General features: G+C 58.8%; 16 protein-coding genes. 4 read left to right on the top strand and 12 right to left on the bottom strand.

Annotated elements, in window-relative coordinates; translation table 11 throughout:
- Positions 1-469 precede the first annotated feature (469 nt).
- From WHJ28_RS08050 to WHJ28_RS08040, 3 genes are all read right to left on the bottom strand, one after another.
- Positions 470-694 carry a hypothetical protein gene (locus WHJ28_RS08050; RefSeq protein WP_340041413.1) on the bottom strand — a complete coding sequence of 75 codons (225 nt, stop codon included), beginning with the start codon at positions 692-694 and terminating at the stop codon, positions 470-472.
- Between the two features lie 199 nt (positions 695-893).
- Positions 894-1,085 carry a hypothetical protein gene (locus tag WHJ28_RS08045; protein ID WP_340041411.1) on the bottom strand — a complete coding sequence of 64 codons (192 nt, stop codon included), beginning with the start codon at positions 1,083-1,085 and terminating at the stop codon, positions 894-896.
- A gap of 22 nt (positions 1,086-1,107) precedes the next feature.
- On the bottom strand, positions 1,108-1,281 hold the full coding sequence (locus WHJ28_RS08040; RefSeq protein WP_340041409.1) for a hypothetical protein: 174 nt from the start codon (positions 1,279-1,281) through the stop codon (positions 1,108-1,110).
- Positions 1,282-1,613: 332 nt separating this feature from the next.
- Here WHJ28_RS08040 and WHJ28_RS08035 point away from each other — a divergent pair, with 332 nt between their 5' ends.
- Genes WHJ28_RS08035 through WHJ28_RS08020 form a run of 4 tightly spaced genes read left to right on the top strand, consistent with a single transcriptional unit; the run spans position 1,614 to position 6,127 of the window.
- Positions 1,614-3,857 carry a collagen-like domain-containing protein gene (locus tag WHJ28_RS08035; RefSeq protein WP_340041407.1) on the top strand — a complete coding sequence of 748 codons (2,244 nt, stop codon included), beginning with the start codon at positions 1,614-1,616 and terminating at the stop codon, positions 3,855-3,857.
- Complete coding sequence (locus WHJ28_RS08030; RefSeq protein ID WP_340041405.1) at positions 3,858-4,286, top strand: hypothetical protein; 429 nt, start codon at positions 3,858-3,860, stop codon at positions 4,284-4,286. It abuts the gene before it with no gap.
- A gap of 1 nt (position 4,287) precedes the next feature.
- Entirely contained in the window at positions 4,288-5,664 is a 1,377-nt protein-coding gene (locus WHJ28_RS08025) for an N-acetylmuramoyl-L-alanine amidase family protein (protein WP_340041403.1), read from the top strand.
- Between the two features lies 1 nt (position 5,665).
- Positions 5,666-6,127 carry a phage holin family protein gene (locus tag WHJ28_RS08020; protein WP_340041401.1) on the top strand — a complete coding sequence of 154 codons (462 nt, stop codon included), beginning with the start codon at positions 5,666-5,668 and terminating at the stop codon, positions 6,125-6,127.
- 131 nt (positions 6,128-6,258) lie between these two features.
- Here WHJ28_RS08020 and glpK read toward each other — a convergent pair whose 3' ends face one another.
- The 9 genes from glpK to xdhA all read right to left on the bottom strand — a co-directional run bounded on the left by glpK (position 6,259) and on the right by xdhA (position 17,146).
- Positions 6,259-7,743, bottom strand: coding sequence for a glycerol kinase GlpK (glpK, locus tag WHJ28_RS08015; protein WP_340041535.1), 1,485 nt, complete (start codon positions 7,741-7,743; stop codon positions 6,259-6,261).
- Between the two features lie 39 nt (positions 7,744-7,782).
- Positions 7,783-8,127: a DUF1667 domain-containing protein gene (locus WHJ28_RS08010; RefSeq protein WP_340041399.1), complete on the bottom strand. Its 345-nt coding sequence runs from the start codon at positions 8,125-8,127 to the stop codon at positions 7,783-7,785.
- The gene (locus WHJ28_RS08005) at positions 8,124-9,383 is read right to left on the bottom strand and encodes an NAD(P)/FAD-dependent oxidoreductase (RefSeq protein ID WP_340041397.1); all 1,260 of its coding nucleotides are present in this window, start codon (positions 9,381-9,383) and stop codon (positions 8,124-8,126) included. The genes WHJ28_RS08010 and WHJ28_RS08005 overlap by 4 nt, the downstream gene beginning before the upstream one ends.
- Positions 9,376-10,812, bottom strand: a complete 1,437-nt coding sequence (locus WHJ28_RS08000; protein WP_340041395.1) for an NAD(P)/FAD-dependent oxidoreductase — start codon at positions 10,810-10,812, stop codon at positions 9,376-9,378. The genes WHJ28_RS08005 and WHJ28_RS08000 overlap by 8 nt, the downstream gene beginning before the upstream one ends.
- 218 nt (positions 10,813-11,030) lie before the next feature.
- On the bottom strand, positions 11,031-11,600 hold the full coding sequence (locus WHJ28_RS07995) for a glycerol-3-phosphate responsive antiterminator (RefSeq protein ID WP_340041393.1): 570 nt from the start codon (positions 11,598-11,600) through the stop codon (positions 11,031-11,033).
- Positions 11,601-11,871: 271 nt separating this feature from the next.
- Positions 11,872-13,281, bottom strand: a complete 1,410-nt coding sequence (locus WHJ28_RS07990; protein ID WP_340041391.1) for a uracil-xanthine permease family protein — start codon at positions 13,279-13,281, stop codon at positions 11,872-11,874.
- Between the two features lie 176 nt (positions 13,282-13,457).
- Complete coding sequence (xdhC, locus tag WHJ28_RS07985; protein WP_340041389.1) at positions 13,458-13,964, bottom strand: xanthine dehydrogenase subunit XdhC; 507 nt, start codon at positions 13,962-13,964, stop codon at positions 13,458-13,460.
- Positions 13,957-14,844 carry a xanthine dehydrogenase subunit XdhB gene (gene xdhB, locus WHJ28_RS07980; RefSeq protein WP_340041387.1) on the bottom strand — a complete coding sequence of 296 codons (888 nt, stop codon included), beginning with the start codon at positions 14,842-14,844 and terminating at the stop codon, positions 13,957-13,959. Before xdhB ends, xdhC begins: the two co-directional genes overlap by 8 nt.
- A 16-nt stretch (positions 14,845-14,860) precedes the next feature.
- Positions 14,861-17,146 (bottom strand): xanthine dehydrogenase subunit XdhA, encoded by a 2,286-nt coding sequence (gene xdhA / locus WHJ28_RS07975; RefSeq protein WP_340041385.1) that lies wholly within the window; start codon positions 17,144-17,146, stop codon positions 14,861-14,863.
- Positions 17,147-17,184 lie beyond the last annotated feature (38 nt).

Raw genomic sequence — 17,184 nt, 5'->3', positions numbered from 1 at the left:
CCGCGGCTCAGCGGTGCTATGATGAGATCCAGGCAGAGGCTCAAAATGAGAAATAATGTGGAAACCGAATAGAGATGACCTGTGGTTAAAAGTGCAGGCATTCGGTTGAGATTGAGAAACGTACCTTGTCATTACCACGCGTTAACAACAGCGCCCACAGCGGAATATACCGCTGTGGGCGCTGTTGTCTCAGTACGCAGTTGCAGCAGTCTTTTAAAAAATTTACCAGGTCACACATTCTTCACAACACCTCTGCGGCATTTCGCATCTGGGTGCGGGTGGCCTAGCCTTGGGGGAGTGAGGGCACTGTGCCGGTCATATCAATGGCGGCCGTGAGTCCCACCAACATATCCACGGTGTTCTTGCCATCAGTCAGCGTGTTTCCACGGTGCAGTTATTGCCGGCGGCGGCTTGATGGGCCGGCAGGGAATCCCCTGTGACAACATACGGGGCGGTCATCAGCAGAGTCTCACATCGGCTTGGCGCTGCCGGTTTTGACCACGGTACGCCTGCACCCGGACACAAGGGTCATATCCGATCCGGCCTGGTTGGTGATGCTGCAGTTGACAGGGCTCTTCATTGCGGCAGAACGGAAATCATCACGAAAGGGATGGGCTGCCCCATCTGCACTCAGACCATCTTCCAGCAGGGTGATATCTGTATCCACACTGGTCAGAACAGCCTTCCGTGCCATTGAAGGGGGTTCCGGCAAGTTTTCTCTGCTGCAACGTGTCCAGCGAGACCGTCAGCGTTTCCAATTCACACTGCATGGTGGTCGCCTTTTTTCCGCAGATCAACTGGCGGCAATGCCCATATATCCGGCAAGGATGTGGACTTTCATGGTCGAGTATCAAAATACCGCCCGTAGCGGGGCGGTATTTTGATGCACAACATTATAAGTTTTCCTGATCAGCAGGAGAGTTTTGGTGGTGTACTTTTAGGTTGGAGCTGAAAGTGCCGGCCACAATAGGATTTGCTTTATTTTTGCCATGCTTGCATTTGCCCTGAATCTCAGGTACAGGCGCTTCTGTGTTGCGGGTGTGCGTGTTGGTTCGGTCGGGACGTGCCATACCTTGCTTGGACATATGATCACCTCAGTAATTGTGTTTAAAACAGCTGCTTTACCTCATTGGCCATACGTTTAAGATCTTCCAGGGTGGCTGGCTGCTGCTTGCGGGAGCGGATCTGGGCCTGGATATATCCAGGCAGCTGAGTGAAATAGGCCTCCATGGCGGGGTCTTCCAGCAAGTTGGCGTATCTGTCGCTGTAAGTGGATTCCATGAGAATCACCTCCCGCAATAGCTTGCCCACGGATAGCGCGCTTATTTAAAACCAGAGGGATTGGATGTCAGACAAAAAGAGACAATCACTATGCTGTGCTTTTGTTTGTTTGGGCAGAGAATACTTGCAGAAGATGTCCGAAGAGCGGGGCACGGGATTGAAGGTCACCAGGGTGTTGTTAGAAGCAGCATCCAAGCGGGTTAGAGTGAAGATCGAGGTTCTGCCGAAGCTTATGGCAGAACAATAGGTGGAAAAGGGATCATTTTTTTGCTTCGGTGTATGAAAACATACACCATCTGGCTGTGAGCGGCTATAGGTGGGAGGTAATTGCTATGATCAAGTTTGACAACTGGCGTATTTTCAACGAAGGAGCGGGAGTGGCCCGACAGTACGACAACCTGACCCGGGAACTACGGGTGGAAGGGATCATTCCAGAAGGGTGGACATGGGAGTTGTTGGTGCAGACCGGCCAGTATCTGGATGTCATCTCCCTGGATCAGGCAGAAGGCAGCCTGTCTGTGACCCTGACGGCTGAGATGTTGGCGTTGTCCGGGTACTATGGACTTCAGTTGCGGGCCACACAGGGAGAAAAGGTCCGGCACACCAATGTGCTTCGGGTATATGTACCGGAGAGCCTGTCCGGCGATGCCCGGTGGCCGGAACTGCCAACTGAGTTTTCCCAGGCTGAGGCAATCATCCGGGAACTGAACGCACACCCGCCCATTCCTGGCAAAAACGGGTTTTGGATTGTATGGAATGTTGATGAGGACAAATATAAGGAATCGTCTTTGCCGCTGCCTAATGTTTCCGTGGGCCCTCCAGGCCCAAAGGGAGATCCCGGACCTGTTGGACCCGCTGGTCCTGCTGGCCCGGAAGGCCCTGCTGGCCCTCGGGGAGAAACGGGCCCTAAAGGCCCGGAAGGGCCACAGGGACAGAAAGGCGATGTTGGCCCGATGGGACCGGAAGGCCAACAGGGTGTGAAAGGAGACACCGGCCCACAGGGTTCCAAAGGCGACCCTGGCCCAAAAGGAGACAAGGGAGATACTGGTCCGGAAGGCCCTAAAGGTGAGCAGGGCGAACAAGGGCCACAAGGGCCAAAAGGCGATAAGGGCGACCCTGGCCCGAGAGGCCCGCAGGGTGATCCGGGAATCCAGGGACCGCAAGGCGAAAAGGGTGACACCGGCGCAAAAGGCGACCCTGGCCCGCAGGGGCCGAAAGGAGACCCTGGTAAAGACGGTACATCGTTCCGTGTTAAGGACCTGTATCCTACCGTTGAAGCGTTGAGGCAGGGGATCCCCGGCGGAGATGAATTTGCATACGCTGTCGGAACGGCTGAGAAAAACGAAGTGTATATCTGGAGCGGGACGGCCTCCGATTGGGTTTCCCTCGGTGCCCTGCAAGGCCCTGCTGGTCCTCAGGGTCCGAAAGGTGATCAGGGTGTTCCCGGCCAAGATGGCGCAACCGGCCCTAAAGGTGATCCCGGTGAAAAGGGCGAACCCGGCCCCCAGGGTATCCAGGGCGAAAAGGGTGACAAGGGTGATACTGGTCCGCGCGGATTGACCGGAGACGAAGGTCCGCAAGGCCCTCAGGGCGAACAAGGCCCACAGGGCATTCCCGGCGCAAAGGGCGACACTGGGCCCAAAGGAGATACAGGCCCCAAAGGTGATGCGTTTATCTATTCCGACTTTACGCCAGAACAGCTTGCGGCACTGAAAGGGCCGAAAGGCGATCAGGGTCCGCAGGGTCCTCAGGGTGAAAAGGGAGATACAGGTCCTGAAGGCCCACAGGGTTTGAAGGGTGATGCTGGCGAAAAGGGTGAGAAAGGAGATTCCGGCCCCCAGGGAGAACCCGGCCCGAAAGGCGATCAGGGACCCCCGGGAACCAACGGTAAAGACGGCGGATACTATAAGCCCACTGTTGATGCATCCGGAAGCCTTACCTGGACTGCTGTTGGTGATGGCTTGCCGTCCATTGACCCGTCAAACATCAAAGGCCCGAAAGGCGATACCGGTGCAAAGGGTGAACAGGGATTGCAGGGGCCTCAGGGTGATGTTGGCGAAAAGGGAGAAAAGGGTGATCAAGGTGCCCCCGGCCCACAGGGCCCCTCTGGACAGAACGGCGGATATTACACGCCAAGCGTTGATTCGGAAGGAAACCTTACATGGGCAGGAAGTGCGGAAGAAATGCCGCCTGTTTCCGGCACAAATATCAAAGGTCCCAAAGGTGATCCAGGTGCAACTGGTCCGGCTGGCGCAGATGGTGCAGTTGGTCCGCAAGGTCCTGCCGGTCCCCAGGGAGAGAAGGGAGAGCCTGGGGCAGTCGGCCCTCAAGGCCCCCAGGGAAACCCAGGGCAGGATGGAGCCACCGGCCCAAAGGGTGACCCTGGAGCAGCCGGTCCGCAGGGACCGCAAGGAGAAGCTGGCCCACAAGGACCCGCTGGGGCTGCCGGTAAGAGCGCCTATCAGGCGGCCAAGGAAAACGGCTACACCGGTACTGAGGTTGATTTTAACAAGGCGCTTGCAAACCTTGGTGACCTAAACAGCATCCTAGACACCATCAATGGGGAGGTGGTTTAAATGGCAAATACGACAGCTGACAAGCTGGCAAAGCTGAATGCCACCAAAGCTGATCTGAAAGCCGCACTGGCTGAGAAAGGACAGACCGTTGGGGATGTGTTCAGTACATACCCGGCGGCAGTGAGGGCGATTAAAACAGGTACAACGATAGATAAAGTTAAGGTAACAAATAATTCATCAAGAACTAAAATTTTATCTGTCGCTTATGTTGATTCTAACATTCGTCCTATTGAAATAGACGCAGGAAGTTCTTATAACAACTGTGTAAAAGGATCTATAGCATTTTGGTGTAATTCGGTTTATGGCGCTTCTATTTCCGGGGAATATGAAGATGCTGGATTTATAGCCATTAATAGCAAAGATACAAATTATTATCAAGCATTTAAGTTAATCGGAAGTTGCGTTTTTTCTGATAGGGGCGGAGGATAACATGAAACACATGATCGACATTCCTTTCTCCTCCATTGACTCCATAGAACTTTTTGTCAACAGATTCCGGTATTCCATTGCCCAGGTGGCCGCCCAGGCACAGGCCAAGCGGCCGGACTGCAAAATCTATGTTGTCACCGGCGGGATGTGGAACCGGGACGGCTCTGCCTGTCCGCTGCTGAAGGCGGAAGGCGTGTGGGTATCCACAAAACCGTGGAGTTCCTATGGCTACGCCTGGGACAGCGGCCCCGATATCATGCTGACCCTGGACCGGGACGCCAGGGACAATTTCTGGTCCACCACCTGCCTCATCGGACCCAACGGCCCTGTGGAAAAGCCCAGCTACGACCAAGCAGGTCAGGGCGGCAAACGGGGAAGGGCAGGCATTGGCACAAAGCCCGGCTATCTGCGGCTGTACGCCTCCCAGGACGGCACGGCGGACGCCCGTACCCCGGAGGCACTGCGGGACGACATGGCTGCCGACGGCTGCACCTCCTTCGTCATGGGGGACGGCGGCGGGTCTGCCCAGTGCTGGTTTGACGGCCAGACCGTCAAAGGCGACGGCCGGAAGTGCCACAACTACATCATCGTCTATGTAAAAAGAGAACCGGCGGAGGTGCCGCCGGACAAGGAGGATAAGCCTGTGAGCAAGCCTATTGTATGCCTGGACCCAGGCCACGGCCCTGGCAATGTCAACGGTTCCGCCGATGGGACCTATAAGGAGCGCGAGTTTACCTGGGATATGTACATCCGCCTGCGGCCTCTGCTGGAAGCCAAGGGTATTACGGTGGTAAGCACCCGGGAAAAGGAGAGCGATTATCCCAGCCAATCCGGCCGGGCCTCGGTGAGCAACCGGGCGGGAGCAGACCTGTTTGTCTCCCTCCACTCCAACGCCGCTGGAAGCACCGCACAGGGCTTTGTGGCCTTCACCTCCGCGCCCCCGGAGACGGCAGCGCGGAATAAGCTGGCGACTGCCATCATCAACCGCGTTCACGCCGCCGGTGTGGTGCTGTGGGGGAGCGGGCTGGCCCATGAGCTATACACGGTGCTGGCCTCCACTACCGCCCCGGCGGTGCTGCTGGAGTACGGCTTCCACACCAACACCCAGGACCTGGCCCTGCTGAAGGACGCCGCCTACCGGGACAAGCTGGCTCAGGCCACCTGCGCCGGGATCTGCGACTATCTGGGGCTGGAGGTCAAGGAGCCGGACCAGGAGAGCGGACAGCCCAATGAGCCGGATTCCTGGGCCAGGGCGGCATGGAGCAAGGCGGTGGCTGCCGGGATCTTCGACGGTACCAGGCCCCGTGACGGGATGACCCGGCAGGAGGCCGCCGTGGTGCTGGACCGGCTGGGGCTGTTGACGGAGAAAGGAGACTGACATGGAGCACATCAATTCCTTCAAAGCGGCGGTGGCCGCTGTCTGTGCCGCTCTTACCGCCCTGTGGGGATGGTTTGGCTGGGTGGTGGTGGCCTGGGTGGTGTGTATGCTCATCGACTACGCCACCGGCTCCGCCGCCGCCCTGCGGGCGGGGGAGTGGTCCAGCAAGACCGCCCGGGACGGCATCTGGCACAAGCTGGGCAGCGTGGTGGCCGTCATCGTGGCGGCCATCCTGGATACGGTCATTGGCCACCTGCTGGGCAACGTACCCGGGGTGGAGCTGCCCTTTACTTACACGGTACTCCTCTGTCCGTTGGTGGTGATCTGGTACATCCTGACTGAGGCTGGTTCCATTATTGAGAACGCCGGCGCCCTGGGGGCACCTATCCCGTCCTGGCTGACCAAGATGATCGCGGCACTGGAGGCCAAGGTAGATCAGGCGGGGGACAATCTGGAGGAGTAGAAACAGATTTTACATATTTAGTTAAAATACCCCGACAGCACCGTTATTGAGGTGCTGTCGGGGTATTTGTGAGTGAAATCAAACGAAGGCTTTGAAGGTGTAATTATAAGACACGATCAGGGGAAATGTTCTCAACGGCTCCAGTCCCGGCTGCGGCCCACCGCTTTATGCCAGTCGGCCAGCAGCCGCTCCCGCTCCGAGGGGGCCATGCGGGGAGCAAAGGTTGTATCGCACATCCACAGCTGACGGATCTCATCGGTATCCTGCCATACATGAGCGGCCAGACCGGCCAGATAGGCCGCACCCAGAGCGGTGGTTTCCCGGATGGCGGGGCGGCGCACCTCACGGTCAATAATGTCGGCCTGGAACTGCATGAGGAACTGGTCCCGGCTGGCGCCACCGTCAGCCTTCAGCTGGGTGAGGGGCACGCCGGTGTCCGACTCCATGGCGTGGACCAGATCGGCCACCTGGTAGGCGATGGATTCCTGAGCGGCCCGGATGATGTGCTCCCGGCGGGTGCCGCGGGTAAGGCCTACCAGAGTGCCGCGGGCATACATATCCCAGTAAGGAGCGCCCAGGCCGGTGAAGGCGGGTACCAGGTATACGCCGCCGTTATCGGGTACCTTTTGGGCGTAATATTCCGCATCCCGGCTTTCAGTAAAGAAGCGCATCTCATCCCGCAGCCACTGAATCACCGCGCCGCCCACAAAGACGGAACCCTCCAGGGCATATTGAACGCTGCCTTCACGGCCCACGGCAATGGTGGTAATAAGGCCGTTGTGACTTTCGCAGGGGACCGAGCCGGTGTTCATCAGCAGGAAACAGCCGGTGCCGTAAGTATTTTTGGCGTCGCCCGGCTCAAAACAGGTCTGACCGAACAGCGCGGCCTGCTGGTCGCCGGCGATACCGGCGATGGGTACCTTGACGCCCTGAATCTCGGTATAACCGTAGATCTCACTGGAGGAGCGCACCTCAGGCAGTATGGCTCTGGGAATATCCAGAGCCTCAAGCATGGTATCATCCCAGCAAAGCTTGTGGATATCGTAGAGCATGGTGCGGGAGGCGTTGGTCACGTCGGTGACGTGGACTGCCCCGCCGGTCAGCTTCCACAACAGCCAGGTATCTACGGTACCGAACAGGATCTCACCCCGGCGGGCCTTTTCCCGGGCACCTTCCACATGGTCCAGCATCCATTTGATTTTGGTGGCGGAGAAGTAGGCATCGGGAATTAGGCCGGTTGTTTTGCGGATGTGCTCCTCCAGCCCCTGAGCCAGCAGATCATCCACAATGCCGGCGGTACGGCGGCACTGCCATACGATGGCGTTGCAGATGGGGCGGCCTGTGGCCTTGTCCCACAGGATGGTGGTCTCGCGCTGATTGGTGATGCCAATGGCGGCGATGCGTGCCGGATCTATGCCGGATTGGGCAATCACTTCCATCATCACCGCATACTGAGAAGACCAGATCTCCATGGCATCGTGTTCCACCCAGCCCTCCTGGGGATAGATCTGGGTAAATTCCTTCTGACTGACGCCGATGATGTTTTGCTCCCTGTCAAAAAGAATGGCGCGGGAGCTGGTAGTGCCCTGATCCAGGGAGAGAATGTACGTTTCCATCATAATAATACCTCCCAATGGGTGCCGCGGTATCCGCGGTCACAGATCTCGCGTAGCTACAAAGGAAATGCCGGTGTTGCAGATGTTGGATAAAACGATGTCGCCCGTGTGCACGGGGACGGTCAGCTCCACGGCGTCCAGACAGCGGACCGCCTGCGGAATCAGGGCTTTGGGGATGGGGGCGTCCGTCTTGACCGGGCAGCGGGGATGAGCTCCGCCGGTGCAGCGAACGGTGGAGGTGACCACCCGCGTGGGATGGGTCAGTTCTATTTTACCATATTCTTCGCCTCTTGGACAGCTATTTCCGGACACTTGATAATCTTGTGTTTCGTCCACCTTCAGATGACAGCCCTTGGGGCAGACAATACAGATCAGTTCCTTCATTTCGTCGCCACCTCCTGGATGGATACGGTAATGGATTCCGAGGCCCGCTCCAGCAGAGCCTTGGGCAGGACGATGTGCTCCATCTCGCCTGGGGCCAGATGGTCCCGGGAGAACCGGGCGATAAGGGTATCCCCCGACTGTACCAGAATCTGACTGTCTTTGCAGATGCGGTTGACCCGGAAGAAGAGGTCGCAGGCCTTTTCCATCCGGCTGGGCCGGATGTGCTGGGGGACAGTGTAGGTCACCCCGTCGCCGGTGTGTACCTCCAGGACGGCAGGATCGGCATGGGCCGTGCCCAGCACATGATCTGCCGCAGCAGCACCTGCCCGCTGGCTTTCAGCGGTGACAAAGTCCACCAGGTCATGGACATGGGCCACGTTGCCGCAGGCAAAGACGCCGGGCAGGGAAGTTTCCATATTCTCATAAACCACCGCGCCGTTGGTACGGGGATCAATAGTGATGCCTGCCTGACGTGTCAGTTCATTCTCCGGGATCAGGCCCACCGACAACAGCAGGGTGTCACAATCAAATACCATCTCGGTGCCGGGGATGGGTTGGCGGCGTTCGTCCACCTGGGAGACCACCACCTGCTCCACCCGGTCCCGGCCGCGGATATCGGTAACGGTGTGGGAGAGATAGAGAGGAATGTCGTAGTCGTGGAGACACTGGACGATGTTCCGGTTCAGACCGCCCGAGTAGGGCATGACCTCCACGCAGGCCAGCACCTTGGCCCCCTCCAGGGTCATACGGCGGGCCATGATGAGGCCGATGTCGCCACTGCCCAGAATGACCACCCGGCTTCCCGGCATCCAGCCCTCCATGTTCACATAGCGCTGAGCAGCTCCGGCGGTAAAGACGCCGGCGGGCCGCTGGCCCGGGATGGCGATGGCGCCTCGGGTACGCTCCCGGCAGCCCATGGCAAGGATGATGGCTTTGGCTTCTTCCATGCGGTAGCCGGTATCTTTACCCACCATATGGACCTGTCGGTCCTCTGTAATGGTAAGGACCATGGTATCCAGCCGCACCTCAACACCGGTGTCCTCCAGCATTTCAATAAACCGTCCGGCGTATTCCGGTCCGGTGAGTTCCTCTTTGAAATAGTGCAGGCCGAATCCGTTGTGGATACATTGGTTGAGAATACCACCCAGTTCCTTGTCACGCTCCACGATGAGAATGCGTTTCAGGCCCTTTTCCCAAGCGGAGCAGGCGGCCGCCAGTCCTGCCGGGCCGCCGCCGATCACAATCAGATCATACATGGTCACAGCCTCCCTTCGTCTGGCTTGCCAGCAGCCAACTGCCTGCTTTATCCTGTACAATGGCGCCGGGACTGACCTTCTGTTCCCGTGCCAGGATCTCTACTACCCGTGGTCCGCAGAAGCCACCCTGGCACCGGCCCATACCGGCGCCCACCCGGCGCTTCACCCCATCCACCGAGCGGGGGGGGATGGGACTGCGAAGCGTGTCCAGGATCTCCCCTTCTGTAACAGTCTCGCAGCGGCAGATCACGCGGCCGTAGGCTGGGTTCTGCTCCACCAGTCGTGCTTTTTCCGCCGGGGAGAGGTCGTGGAAACGGACCCGGTGGCGCTGGCAGGAGAAGCTTTGCTTTTCTTCCAGTTCCAGTCCGTCCTGCTCCAGCAGCTGGGCGGCGTATTCCGCGATGGCGGGGGCGGCGGTGAGACCGGGGGAGCAGATGCCCGCCAGATCCAGAAACCCGGGGGTCGCCCATTCAATGATAAAATCCCCCCGGTCAGTGGAGGAGCGCACTCCTGCAAAGTTGCGGATGGATTCCCGGAAATTGACCGAGGGCACCGACTTGATGGCGGTGCTTCGTACAAAGGCCAGCCCGTCAGCGGTGGTGCCCACATCGGCTTCGGAGACGGGATCGGCGTTGGGACCCACGATCAGGTTGCCGTGGACGGTAGGGGCCACCAACACCCCCTTGCCGCTGGGGCCGGGGCACTGGAAGATCACATGGCCCACCCGGTTCCCCTCGCTCTTGTCCAGCAGGAAGTACTGGCCCCGGGAGGGATGGATGGTAAAGCTGGGGGGGGCCGCCATTTCGTGGATGGCCTGAGCGGACACACCGGCGGCGTTGATCACATACCGGCTGTGGAAATCACCTTGGTTGGTGTGGACCAGCCAGCCGCCCTCCAGCGGCTCCAGCCCGGTTACGGCGGTCTCCAAGTGGAGGTCCGCCCCGTTGCATACAGCAGTCTCCGCCAGAGCCAGACAATATTCCCAGGGTGAGCAGATGGCGGCGGTGGGCGCCCAGAGGGCAGCGGTGACCTGAGAGGACAGGTTGGGATCCATGGCTCTGGCCTGATCTCCGGTGAGTATCTCCAGACCGGCTACGCCGTTGTCGCGGCCCCGCTGACAGAGGGTATGCAGGGTGTTTTCCTCTTCAGGAGAGAAGGCCAGCACGAAGGAGCCGCACTGCCGGTAGGGTACATCCAGCTTGGCGCACAGTTCTTTGGCCAGAGCGGCCCCACGCACGTTGAGCCGGGCCATGAGGGTGCCTGGCTCCGGGTCGTATCCGGCGTGAAGGATGGCGGAGTTAGCCTTGGTGGTGCCGTCGGCCACGTCGTTCTCCCGCTCCAGCACGGCGAGCTTCAGCTGATAGCGGGAGAGGTGGCAGGCGGCGGCCGCGCCGGTAATGCCGCAGCCGATGATGAGAACGTCGTACATGATAAAACCTCCTGGCATGAAACTTCGTATATATATGTGGGCTGCGCGTATAAGCCGATGCCATGGCGTATGAAGCTTTTGCGCATATGGGCCGTTCCGGCCCATGCGCTGAAATCATTTTTTGCTACGCGTTGGAATCGTAAAAAAGAGCAAAACAAAACCTCCCCATGGGGGCAGCTTTGTTTCGCTCTCATTCTCCTGAAACCCGGTATTTGATTTTACATAGCCCAGACAGCAGGGTTGGTGGAGGATACCGCTACTGCGCCGGCGCCCAGGGCCCCCGTCACGTCCTCCTTATCGGAGATCAGGCCTCCGGCAATAATGGGTTTTCCGGTAGTCCGGTTCAGCTGCCGAATGATTTTGGGCATCAGGCCGGGCAGTACCTCCACCAGGTCGGCTGACTCCCGGGAAAAATGGCGCTCCACATTTTTCAGCGCCATGGAGTCCAAAAGAAAGACCCGTTGGATAGCCACCAGGCCCAGTTCCCTGGCTCGCTTGGTGAGAGGGGGCTTGGTAGAGATGACGCCATCGGCAGCGGTATACCGGGCGATAAAGTCGGCGGAGATCTCCCGGGCAGACAATCCGTCCACCAAGTCTAAATGGACAAAAGCCTTTTTGCCGGCCTGATGGATGCGCGCTACCTTGTCTCCAATGGTGAGGATATCTCCATAAAGAAGGAACAGTACAGCCACCTCACTTTTCAGAGCCGCGTCCAGCCCGGTATCATCCTTTACTGCGGCGATCACCGGACCGTCGGCCAGCAGGTCAAGCAGGCTTGTGCAATTCATGGTCGTCACCTCATTTCGGCCCCATCTATGGGGAAGGATATAAAAATGCGCAAAGCAACCGCTGGCTGCCTTGCGCACTCTAACACTCTCCTGCACAGAGGACAATATCATCATAGCAGGGACACAAACAAAAGGCAAGTAAATTTGATTCGGTATAGCAAATTTGGAGACAGTAACAAAAGAAAAAGGTAAAAATTAGTGCAGTTCGCCAAAAGAAGGCATACAGATAGGGACCGCATAAAATATGCGGTCCCTGTCTGTATGGAGGTGATCATTTCTGCTCAGAAGATTTATCTTTGGGGAGGATGAGGCTGAGCAGAAGAGAGACTACAAATACGCCGGCCACGGCGTTGCCATTGAAGATGTCGCCTACCGCCGGGGGGAAGGCGGCAAAGAAATTGCCGGAGGTCTGGGTCAGGCCGATGCCGATGCAGAAGGAGAGGGAGACGATGATCATGGTACGGTCGTTGAAGACACACTCCTTGAGCATCTTGATGCCCTCATACATGATGGATCCGAACATCATGACGGTACAGCCGCCCAGCACCGACTGGGGCAGAGAGTTGAAGAAGGCGCCCAGCGGGGGGAAGAGGGAGGCCAGGACCAGGATCAGCGCGCCCATGAGGATGGTAAAGCGGTTGATCACGCCGGTCATGGTCACCAGACCCACGTTCTGGCTGAAGGAGGTGAGAGGCAGACAGCCGAAGCAGCCGGAGATGGAGCTGGAAAAGCCGTCCACTGCCAGGGAGCCCTGCAGTTCCTCGATCTTCAGTTCACGGTCCAGTGCGCCCTGAGCAACAGCGGCGGTGGCGCCGGTGGTCTCCGCGGCGGAGACAAGAAACACGATGGCGATGGTGAAGAAGGCACCCAGATCAAATACAGGGAAGTGACTGGTGAGGAATACCGGCCTGGGCAGGCTGAAGAAGCCCACCTCGCCGATGGTTTTCTGGATACCGGAAAAGTCCACCATGGGGGCAACCCCGGCTACGGTTAGGATGGCGGCGGCCACATAGCCCACAATGAGGCCCACCAGAATGTTCAGATTCTTGTAAACGCCCTTCAGGCAGTAGCGGGATACCAGACATACCACCAGGGTAAAGGCGCCGATGGCCAGATGATACCAGGAACCAAAGTCGGCCGCACCGTTGCCGCCGCCCCAGGAATCCATGCCCACCGACAGCAGGGAAAGGCCGATGGCGATGACCACGCAGGCGGAGACCACGGGGGTGAGGAAGCGTTTCCAGTATTTGGCGCTCAGACCAACCAGACCCTCAAAGATACCGCCCAGAATGACCGCGCCTACCATGCCTTCATAGCCCAGAGCAGGATTGGTACAAATCATAAGCAGGCTGCCGAGGAAGGTAAAGCTGACGCCCATGACGATGGGCAGCTTGGAGCCGATCTTCCAAATGGGATAGAGCTGCAAACAGGTACCGATGCCGGCTGCAAACATGGCGCACTGGAGCAGCTGAGTGATCTCCGCGGGAGTGAGGTGAGAATCTGTTCCCCGCACGATAGCGGCGCTGCACACGATGAGTACTGGCGCCAGGTTGGCCACAAACATAGCCAGAACGTGCTGCAGACCAAATGGAATGGCCTTGGACAGGGGGACCCGCCCGTTCAATCGGTAGATGTTGTCTTCGCTGACGGTTGTGACTTGAGCTTCCTTGTTTTCCATCATTGACACCTCGCTTGCAAAATAAAAAATAATTATTTCAAATACATATTTTTTTGCACAAAAGGGTGTAAAGAACCCCTTCGGTCTGAGGCCGAACTGTTTAAAAAACGTTATGGCAGATCAACAGGACCGAAGGGGCGCAACGTAGGAATCGGGGGATGGCTGGCTGTGGGAAGAACTTACACGGCGTCGGCCTCGGCGTTTTTGCCCAGGCGGCGGAGCATGGTCTTTTTCACCGCCCGGAAGATGTTCTCATATCCGGTGCACCGGCACAGGTGGCCTGACATGAGCTTGCGGATCTCATCGTCAGAATACTCCTTGCCGGACTCCAGAATCTCGGCGGCGCTCATGATGAAGCCGGGGGTGCAGAAACCGCACTGGACAGCGGCCTCATCGATGAAGGCCTGCTGGATGTCGGAAATCTCGCCGTTGGGACCGGCCAGCCCCTCCAGAGTGAGGATCTCCTTGCCATCGGCCCATACGGCCAGATAGATGCAGGAGTTAAAGCACTCCCCATTGACCAGTACGTTGCAGGCGCCGCACTCGCCCACCTCGCAGCCCTTCTTGATGCTGGTGAGCCGGTAGTCGTCCCGCAGCATATCGGTGAGGGAGGCCCGAACGTCGATCATCTTTTCCACCTGTTTGCCGTTGATGGTGCAGCGGACCAGCTTATACTGATTACTCATGGATCACACCTCCTGCCAGACGAATGGATTCGGTCAGGGCACGCTCGGCCAGAGCCACGGCGATGTGCTGCCGGAAGTCCTTGGCGGCCCGCCAGCTGTCCCGGGGATTGATATCCTCCAGCACGGCCTGGGCAAAGGCACGAATCTCCGCTTTGGTGGTGGACTTGCCCTTGGCGTACGCCTCGGCGGTGGCGGCCCGCATGGGTACCGGTCCCGCCACGCCGTAGGCGATGCGGACGTCCTCCATGGTGCTCTTGTCCGCCGACAGTTTTACGTTCACCGAGCAGCCGGTGGTGGCGATGTCCATGGCATTGCGCATGGCGTATTTGATGTAGTGGCCCTCATAGCCCTCATAGGCGGCCTTGGGGATGAGAATGGCGGTCTGGAGTTCGCCGGGGCGCAGGTCCACCTGGCCCGCCTTGATGTAGAAGTCCTGGATAGGAATGCGCCGCACGCCCTCCGGTCCGGTGATCTCGATAATGGCGTCCCAGGCGAACAGGGTGGAGGCTGAGTCGGCGGAGGTGACGCCGTTGCAGGTGTTGCCGCCGATGGTGCCGATGTTGCGGATCTGGGGACCGCCCACCTGGTCCACCGCTTGACCCAGTACATTGATGTGGGCCTGGATGATGGGGTCCTTGGTGATGTGGGAGAAGCTGGTGAGGGAGCCGATGCGGATGGCGCCGTCCTCCTCAAAGGACACGCCCCGCAGTTCGTCCAGACCATAGATGCTGACCAGCTCCTTGCCGGCCCGCTTGCCCTCCCGGATCTGGACCAGCACGTCGCTGCCGCCGGCAATGATCTGGGCCTCGGGATGTTCCAGCAGCAGCTGGACGGCATGACTTACGCTCTCTGCCTCGTAAAGGGCTTTGATATCATACATGGCCGGGAGCCTCCTTTCAAATCAGTCCCTCTTCCTTGAAGCGGCGGAAGAGGATATGGGGATTGACGGGCGCCTCGTTGACAAAGACGCCGGTAGCCTGATAGACGGCGTTGCGGATGGCGGGAGCCACCGAGCAGGTGGGAGGCTCGCCCAGGGCCTTGGTGCCGAAGGCGCTGGTGGGTTCGGGATTTTCCACGAAAAAGGCCCGCAGCCGGGGGTGATCCATAAAGGTGGACAGCTTGTAGTCCAACAGGTTGTTATTCAGAGCCTTGCCGCTCTTGGGATCGAAGAGCAGCTTCTCCGACAGACCGAAGCCGATGCCCATGCTCATGCCGCCGTGGACCTGAGCTTCCGCCAGAGCCGGATTGATGATGGTGCCCGCGTCATGGACGTTGACCAGATCCAGCAGCTTCACCTTGCACATGGGGATATCCACTTCCACCTCGGCGAAGGTGCAGCCGAAGGAGTAGGCGTTGGACTTGATCTGGGCGGTGCTTTCAGCGGTGAGGTGCTGGCTGTGGGTCAGGCTGTACAAAGCCTCGGTGGCCAGATCGCCCAAGGTCATCAGCACCCGGCCGTCGGTGATGCGGACGATGTTGCCGTCCACAATGTCCAGATTATAGGGGGGCATCCGGGTCAGCTCGTGGGCATAATTAAGGATGCGTTCCTTCAGCAGGGAACCGGTCTGCCGGATGGCAAAGCCGGCGGTATAGGTCTGCCGGGATGCGTAGGCGCCGGTACCGAAGGGGGTGACGTCGGTGTCCTGGCAGGATACCACATGGACCTTGTCCAGAGGAACGCCCACCACGTCGGCGGTCATCTGGGAGAAGGTGGTGTCGGCGCCCTGGCCGATCTCGGTCTCGCCTACCTGGACCTGGAGGGAGCCGTCCTGGTTCAGAACCATGCGGCAGGAGGAGGTCTCCAGAGAGATGGGCCACACGGCGGTGTTGTACCAGAACACTGCCATACCGATGCCCCGGCGGACGTCGCCGGTCTGGTTCTGATAGGCCTTATATTTCCGCAGGTAGTCGGTGACCTCCATGCCCTTGTCCATGCACTGGTTAAAGGTATCGGCGTACAGCTCGTTTTTGGAGAAGGGATCGGTGTAGCCCACCGGCATCAGATTCTTCCGCCTGAATTCGATGGGGTCCATGCCCAGTCGGGCGGCCACATCCTCGGTGTGGCACTCAACGGCCCACATGGCCTGGGGAATGCCGTAGCCGCGCATGGCGCCGGCCACAGATTTGTTGGTGAAGACGGTATAGGCGTCCACCTCCACATTGTCGCAGGGGTAGAGCTGGGGGAAGGCACCGGCGCCCTTGGCGCAGATGCTGTGACCGTGGGAGGCGTAGGCGCCCTGGTCAGAGAAGGCCTCCAGCTTGCGGGCGGCGTAGGTGCCGTCGGGCCGCACCCAGGAGATGATGTGGCTGCGGATGGCGTGGCGCACCCGGTTGGAAACAAAGGTGTCCTCCCGGGGAACGTCCAGCTTTACCAGATGGCCGCCCAGCTGCATACACAGCCAGGCGCACAGGGGCTCATACAGCACATCCTGCTTGTTGCCAAAGCCGCCGCCTATGTAGGGCTTGATGATTTGGATGCGTCCCCACTCGATCCCCAGAGCCTGGCCCACCACCCGGCGGACAATGTGAGGGATCTGGGTGGAAGAGACGATTTTGATCCGCTCTCCGTTCATCTCGGCGAAACAAATAAAGTTTTCGATGTGGCAGTGCTGGACGGTGGGGGTCTCATACCAGCCCTCCACCTTGATGAGGCCGGGCTCCTTGATGGCCTCATCATAGTTGCCCTTGCGGATGGTGGTGTGTTTGAGGATGTTGTTGGGATAGGCCTCATGGAGTTGGGGTGCATCATCTTTCATGGCCTCCTGCACATCCAGCACGAAGGGATACTCCTCGTACTCCACCTTGATGGCCCGAAGGGCCTGAGCGGCAGCTACCTCATTCTCGGCCACCACCGCGGCGATGTCATCGCCGTAGAAGCGGACCCGGTCGGTGAGCACCAGCCGGTCAGCCACGTCCTGGTGGCTCTCGTCGGTGGACCAGGGATGTCCGGCAGTGGGGAAGTAGTGCTTCTCCTTCAAGTCAAAGCAGGTAAAAACTTTGACCACACCGGGAATTGCCTCCGCCGCGGAAGTGTCCATGGACTTCACCCGGCCGTTCGCGATGGTGGCGTGCAGGACTTGGGCGATATAGGCGCCCTTATCGCACAGGTCGTCGGTATATCGGGTGCGCCCAATGACCTTGTCATAGGCGTCCACACGGGTGGCTTTCTTTCCTACATACATGGCGCGTTCCTCCTGTCTGTTGATTGATTGTCTGAACT

The sequence above is a fragment of the Flavonifractor porci genome (genome assembly GCF_037572415.1).
Lineage (GTDB): Bacteria > Bacillota > Clostridia > Oscillospirales > Oscillospiraceae > Flavonifractor > Flavonifractor porci.
Note: the sequence above shows the minus strand (reverse complement) of the source record. Positions and strands in the feature narration are given on the sequence as shown.

Coding starts and splice junctions, on each gene's coding strand:
- WHJ28_RS08050 (WP_340041413.1), bottom strand. CDS start 694: ATGGCACGGAAGGCTGTTCTGACCAGTGTGGATACAGATATCACCCTG.
- WHJ28_RS08045 (WP_340041411.1), bottom strand. CDS start 1,085: ATGTCCAAGCAAGGTATGGCACGTCCCGACCGAACCAACACGCACACC.
- WHJ28_RS08040 (WP_340041409.1), bottom strand. CDS start 1,281: ATGGAATCCACTTACAGCGACAGATACGCCAACTTGCTGGAAGACCCC.
- WHJ28_RS08035 (WP_340041407.1), top strand. CDS start 1,614: ATGATCAAGTTTGACAACTGGCGTATTTTCAACGAAGGAGCGGGAGTG.
- WHJ28_RS08030 (WP_340041405.1), top strand. CDS start 3,858: ATGGCAAATACGACAGCTGACAAGCTGGCAAAGCTGAATGCCACCAAA.
- WHJ28_RS08025 (WP_340041403.1), top strand. CDS start 4,288: ATGAAACACATGATCGACATTCCTTTCTCCTCCATTGACTCCATAGAA.
- WHJ28_RS08020 (WP_340041401.1), top strand. CDS start 5,666: ATGGAGCACATCAATTCCTTCAAAGCGGCGGTGGCCGCTGTCTGTGCC.
- glpK (WP_340041535.1), bottom strand. CDS start 7,743: ATGGAAACGTACATTCTCTCCCTGGATCAGGGCACTACCAGCTCCCGC.
- WHJ28_RS08010 (WP_340041399.1), bottom strand. CDS start 8,127: ATGAAGGAACTGATCTGTATTGTCTGCCCCAAGGGCTGTCATCTGAAG.
- WHJ28_RS08005 (WP_340041397.1), bottom strand. CDS start 9,383: ATGTATGATCTGATTGTGATCGGCGGCGGCCCGGCAGGACTGGCGGCC.
- WHJ28_RS08000 (WP_340041395.1), bottom strand. CDS start 10,812: ATGTACGACGTTCTCATCATCGGCTGCGGCATTACCGGCGCGGCCGCC.
- WHJ28_RS07995 (WP_340041393.1), bottom strand. CDS start 11,600: ATGAATTGCACAAGCCTGCTTGACCTGCTGGCCGACGGTCCGGTGATC.
- WHJ28_RS07990 (WP_340041391.1), bottom strand. CDS start 13,281: ATGATGGAAAACAAGGAAGCTCAAGTCACAACCGTCAGCGAAGACAAC.
- xdhC (WP_340041389.1), bottom strand. CDS start 13,964: ATGAGTAATCAGTATAAGCTGGTCCGCTGCACCATCAACGGCAAACAG.
- xdhB (WP_340041387.1), bottom strand. CDS start 14,844: ATGTATGATATCAAAGCCCTTTACGAGGCAGAGAGCGTAAGTCATGCC.
- xdhA (WP_340041385.1), bottom strand. CDS start 17,146: ATGTATGTAGGAAAGAAAGCCACCCGTGTGGACGCCTATGACAAGGTC.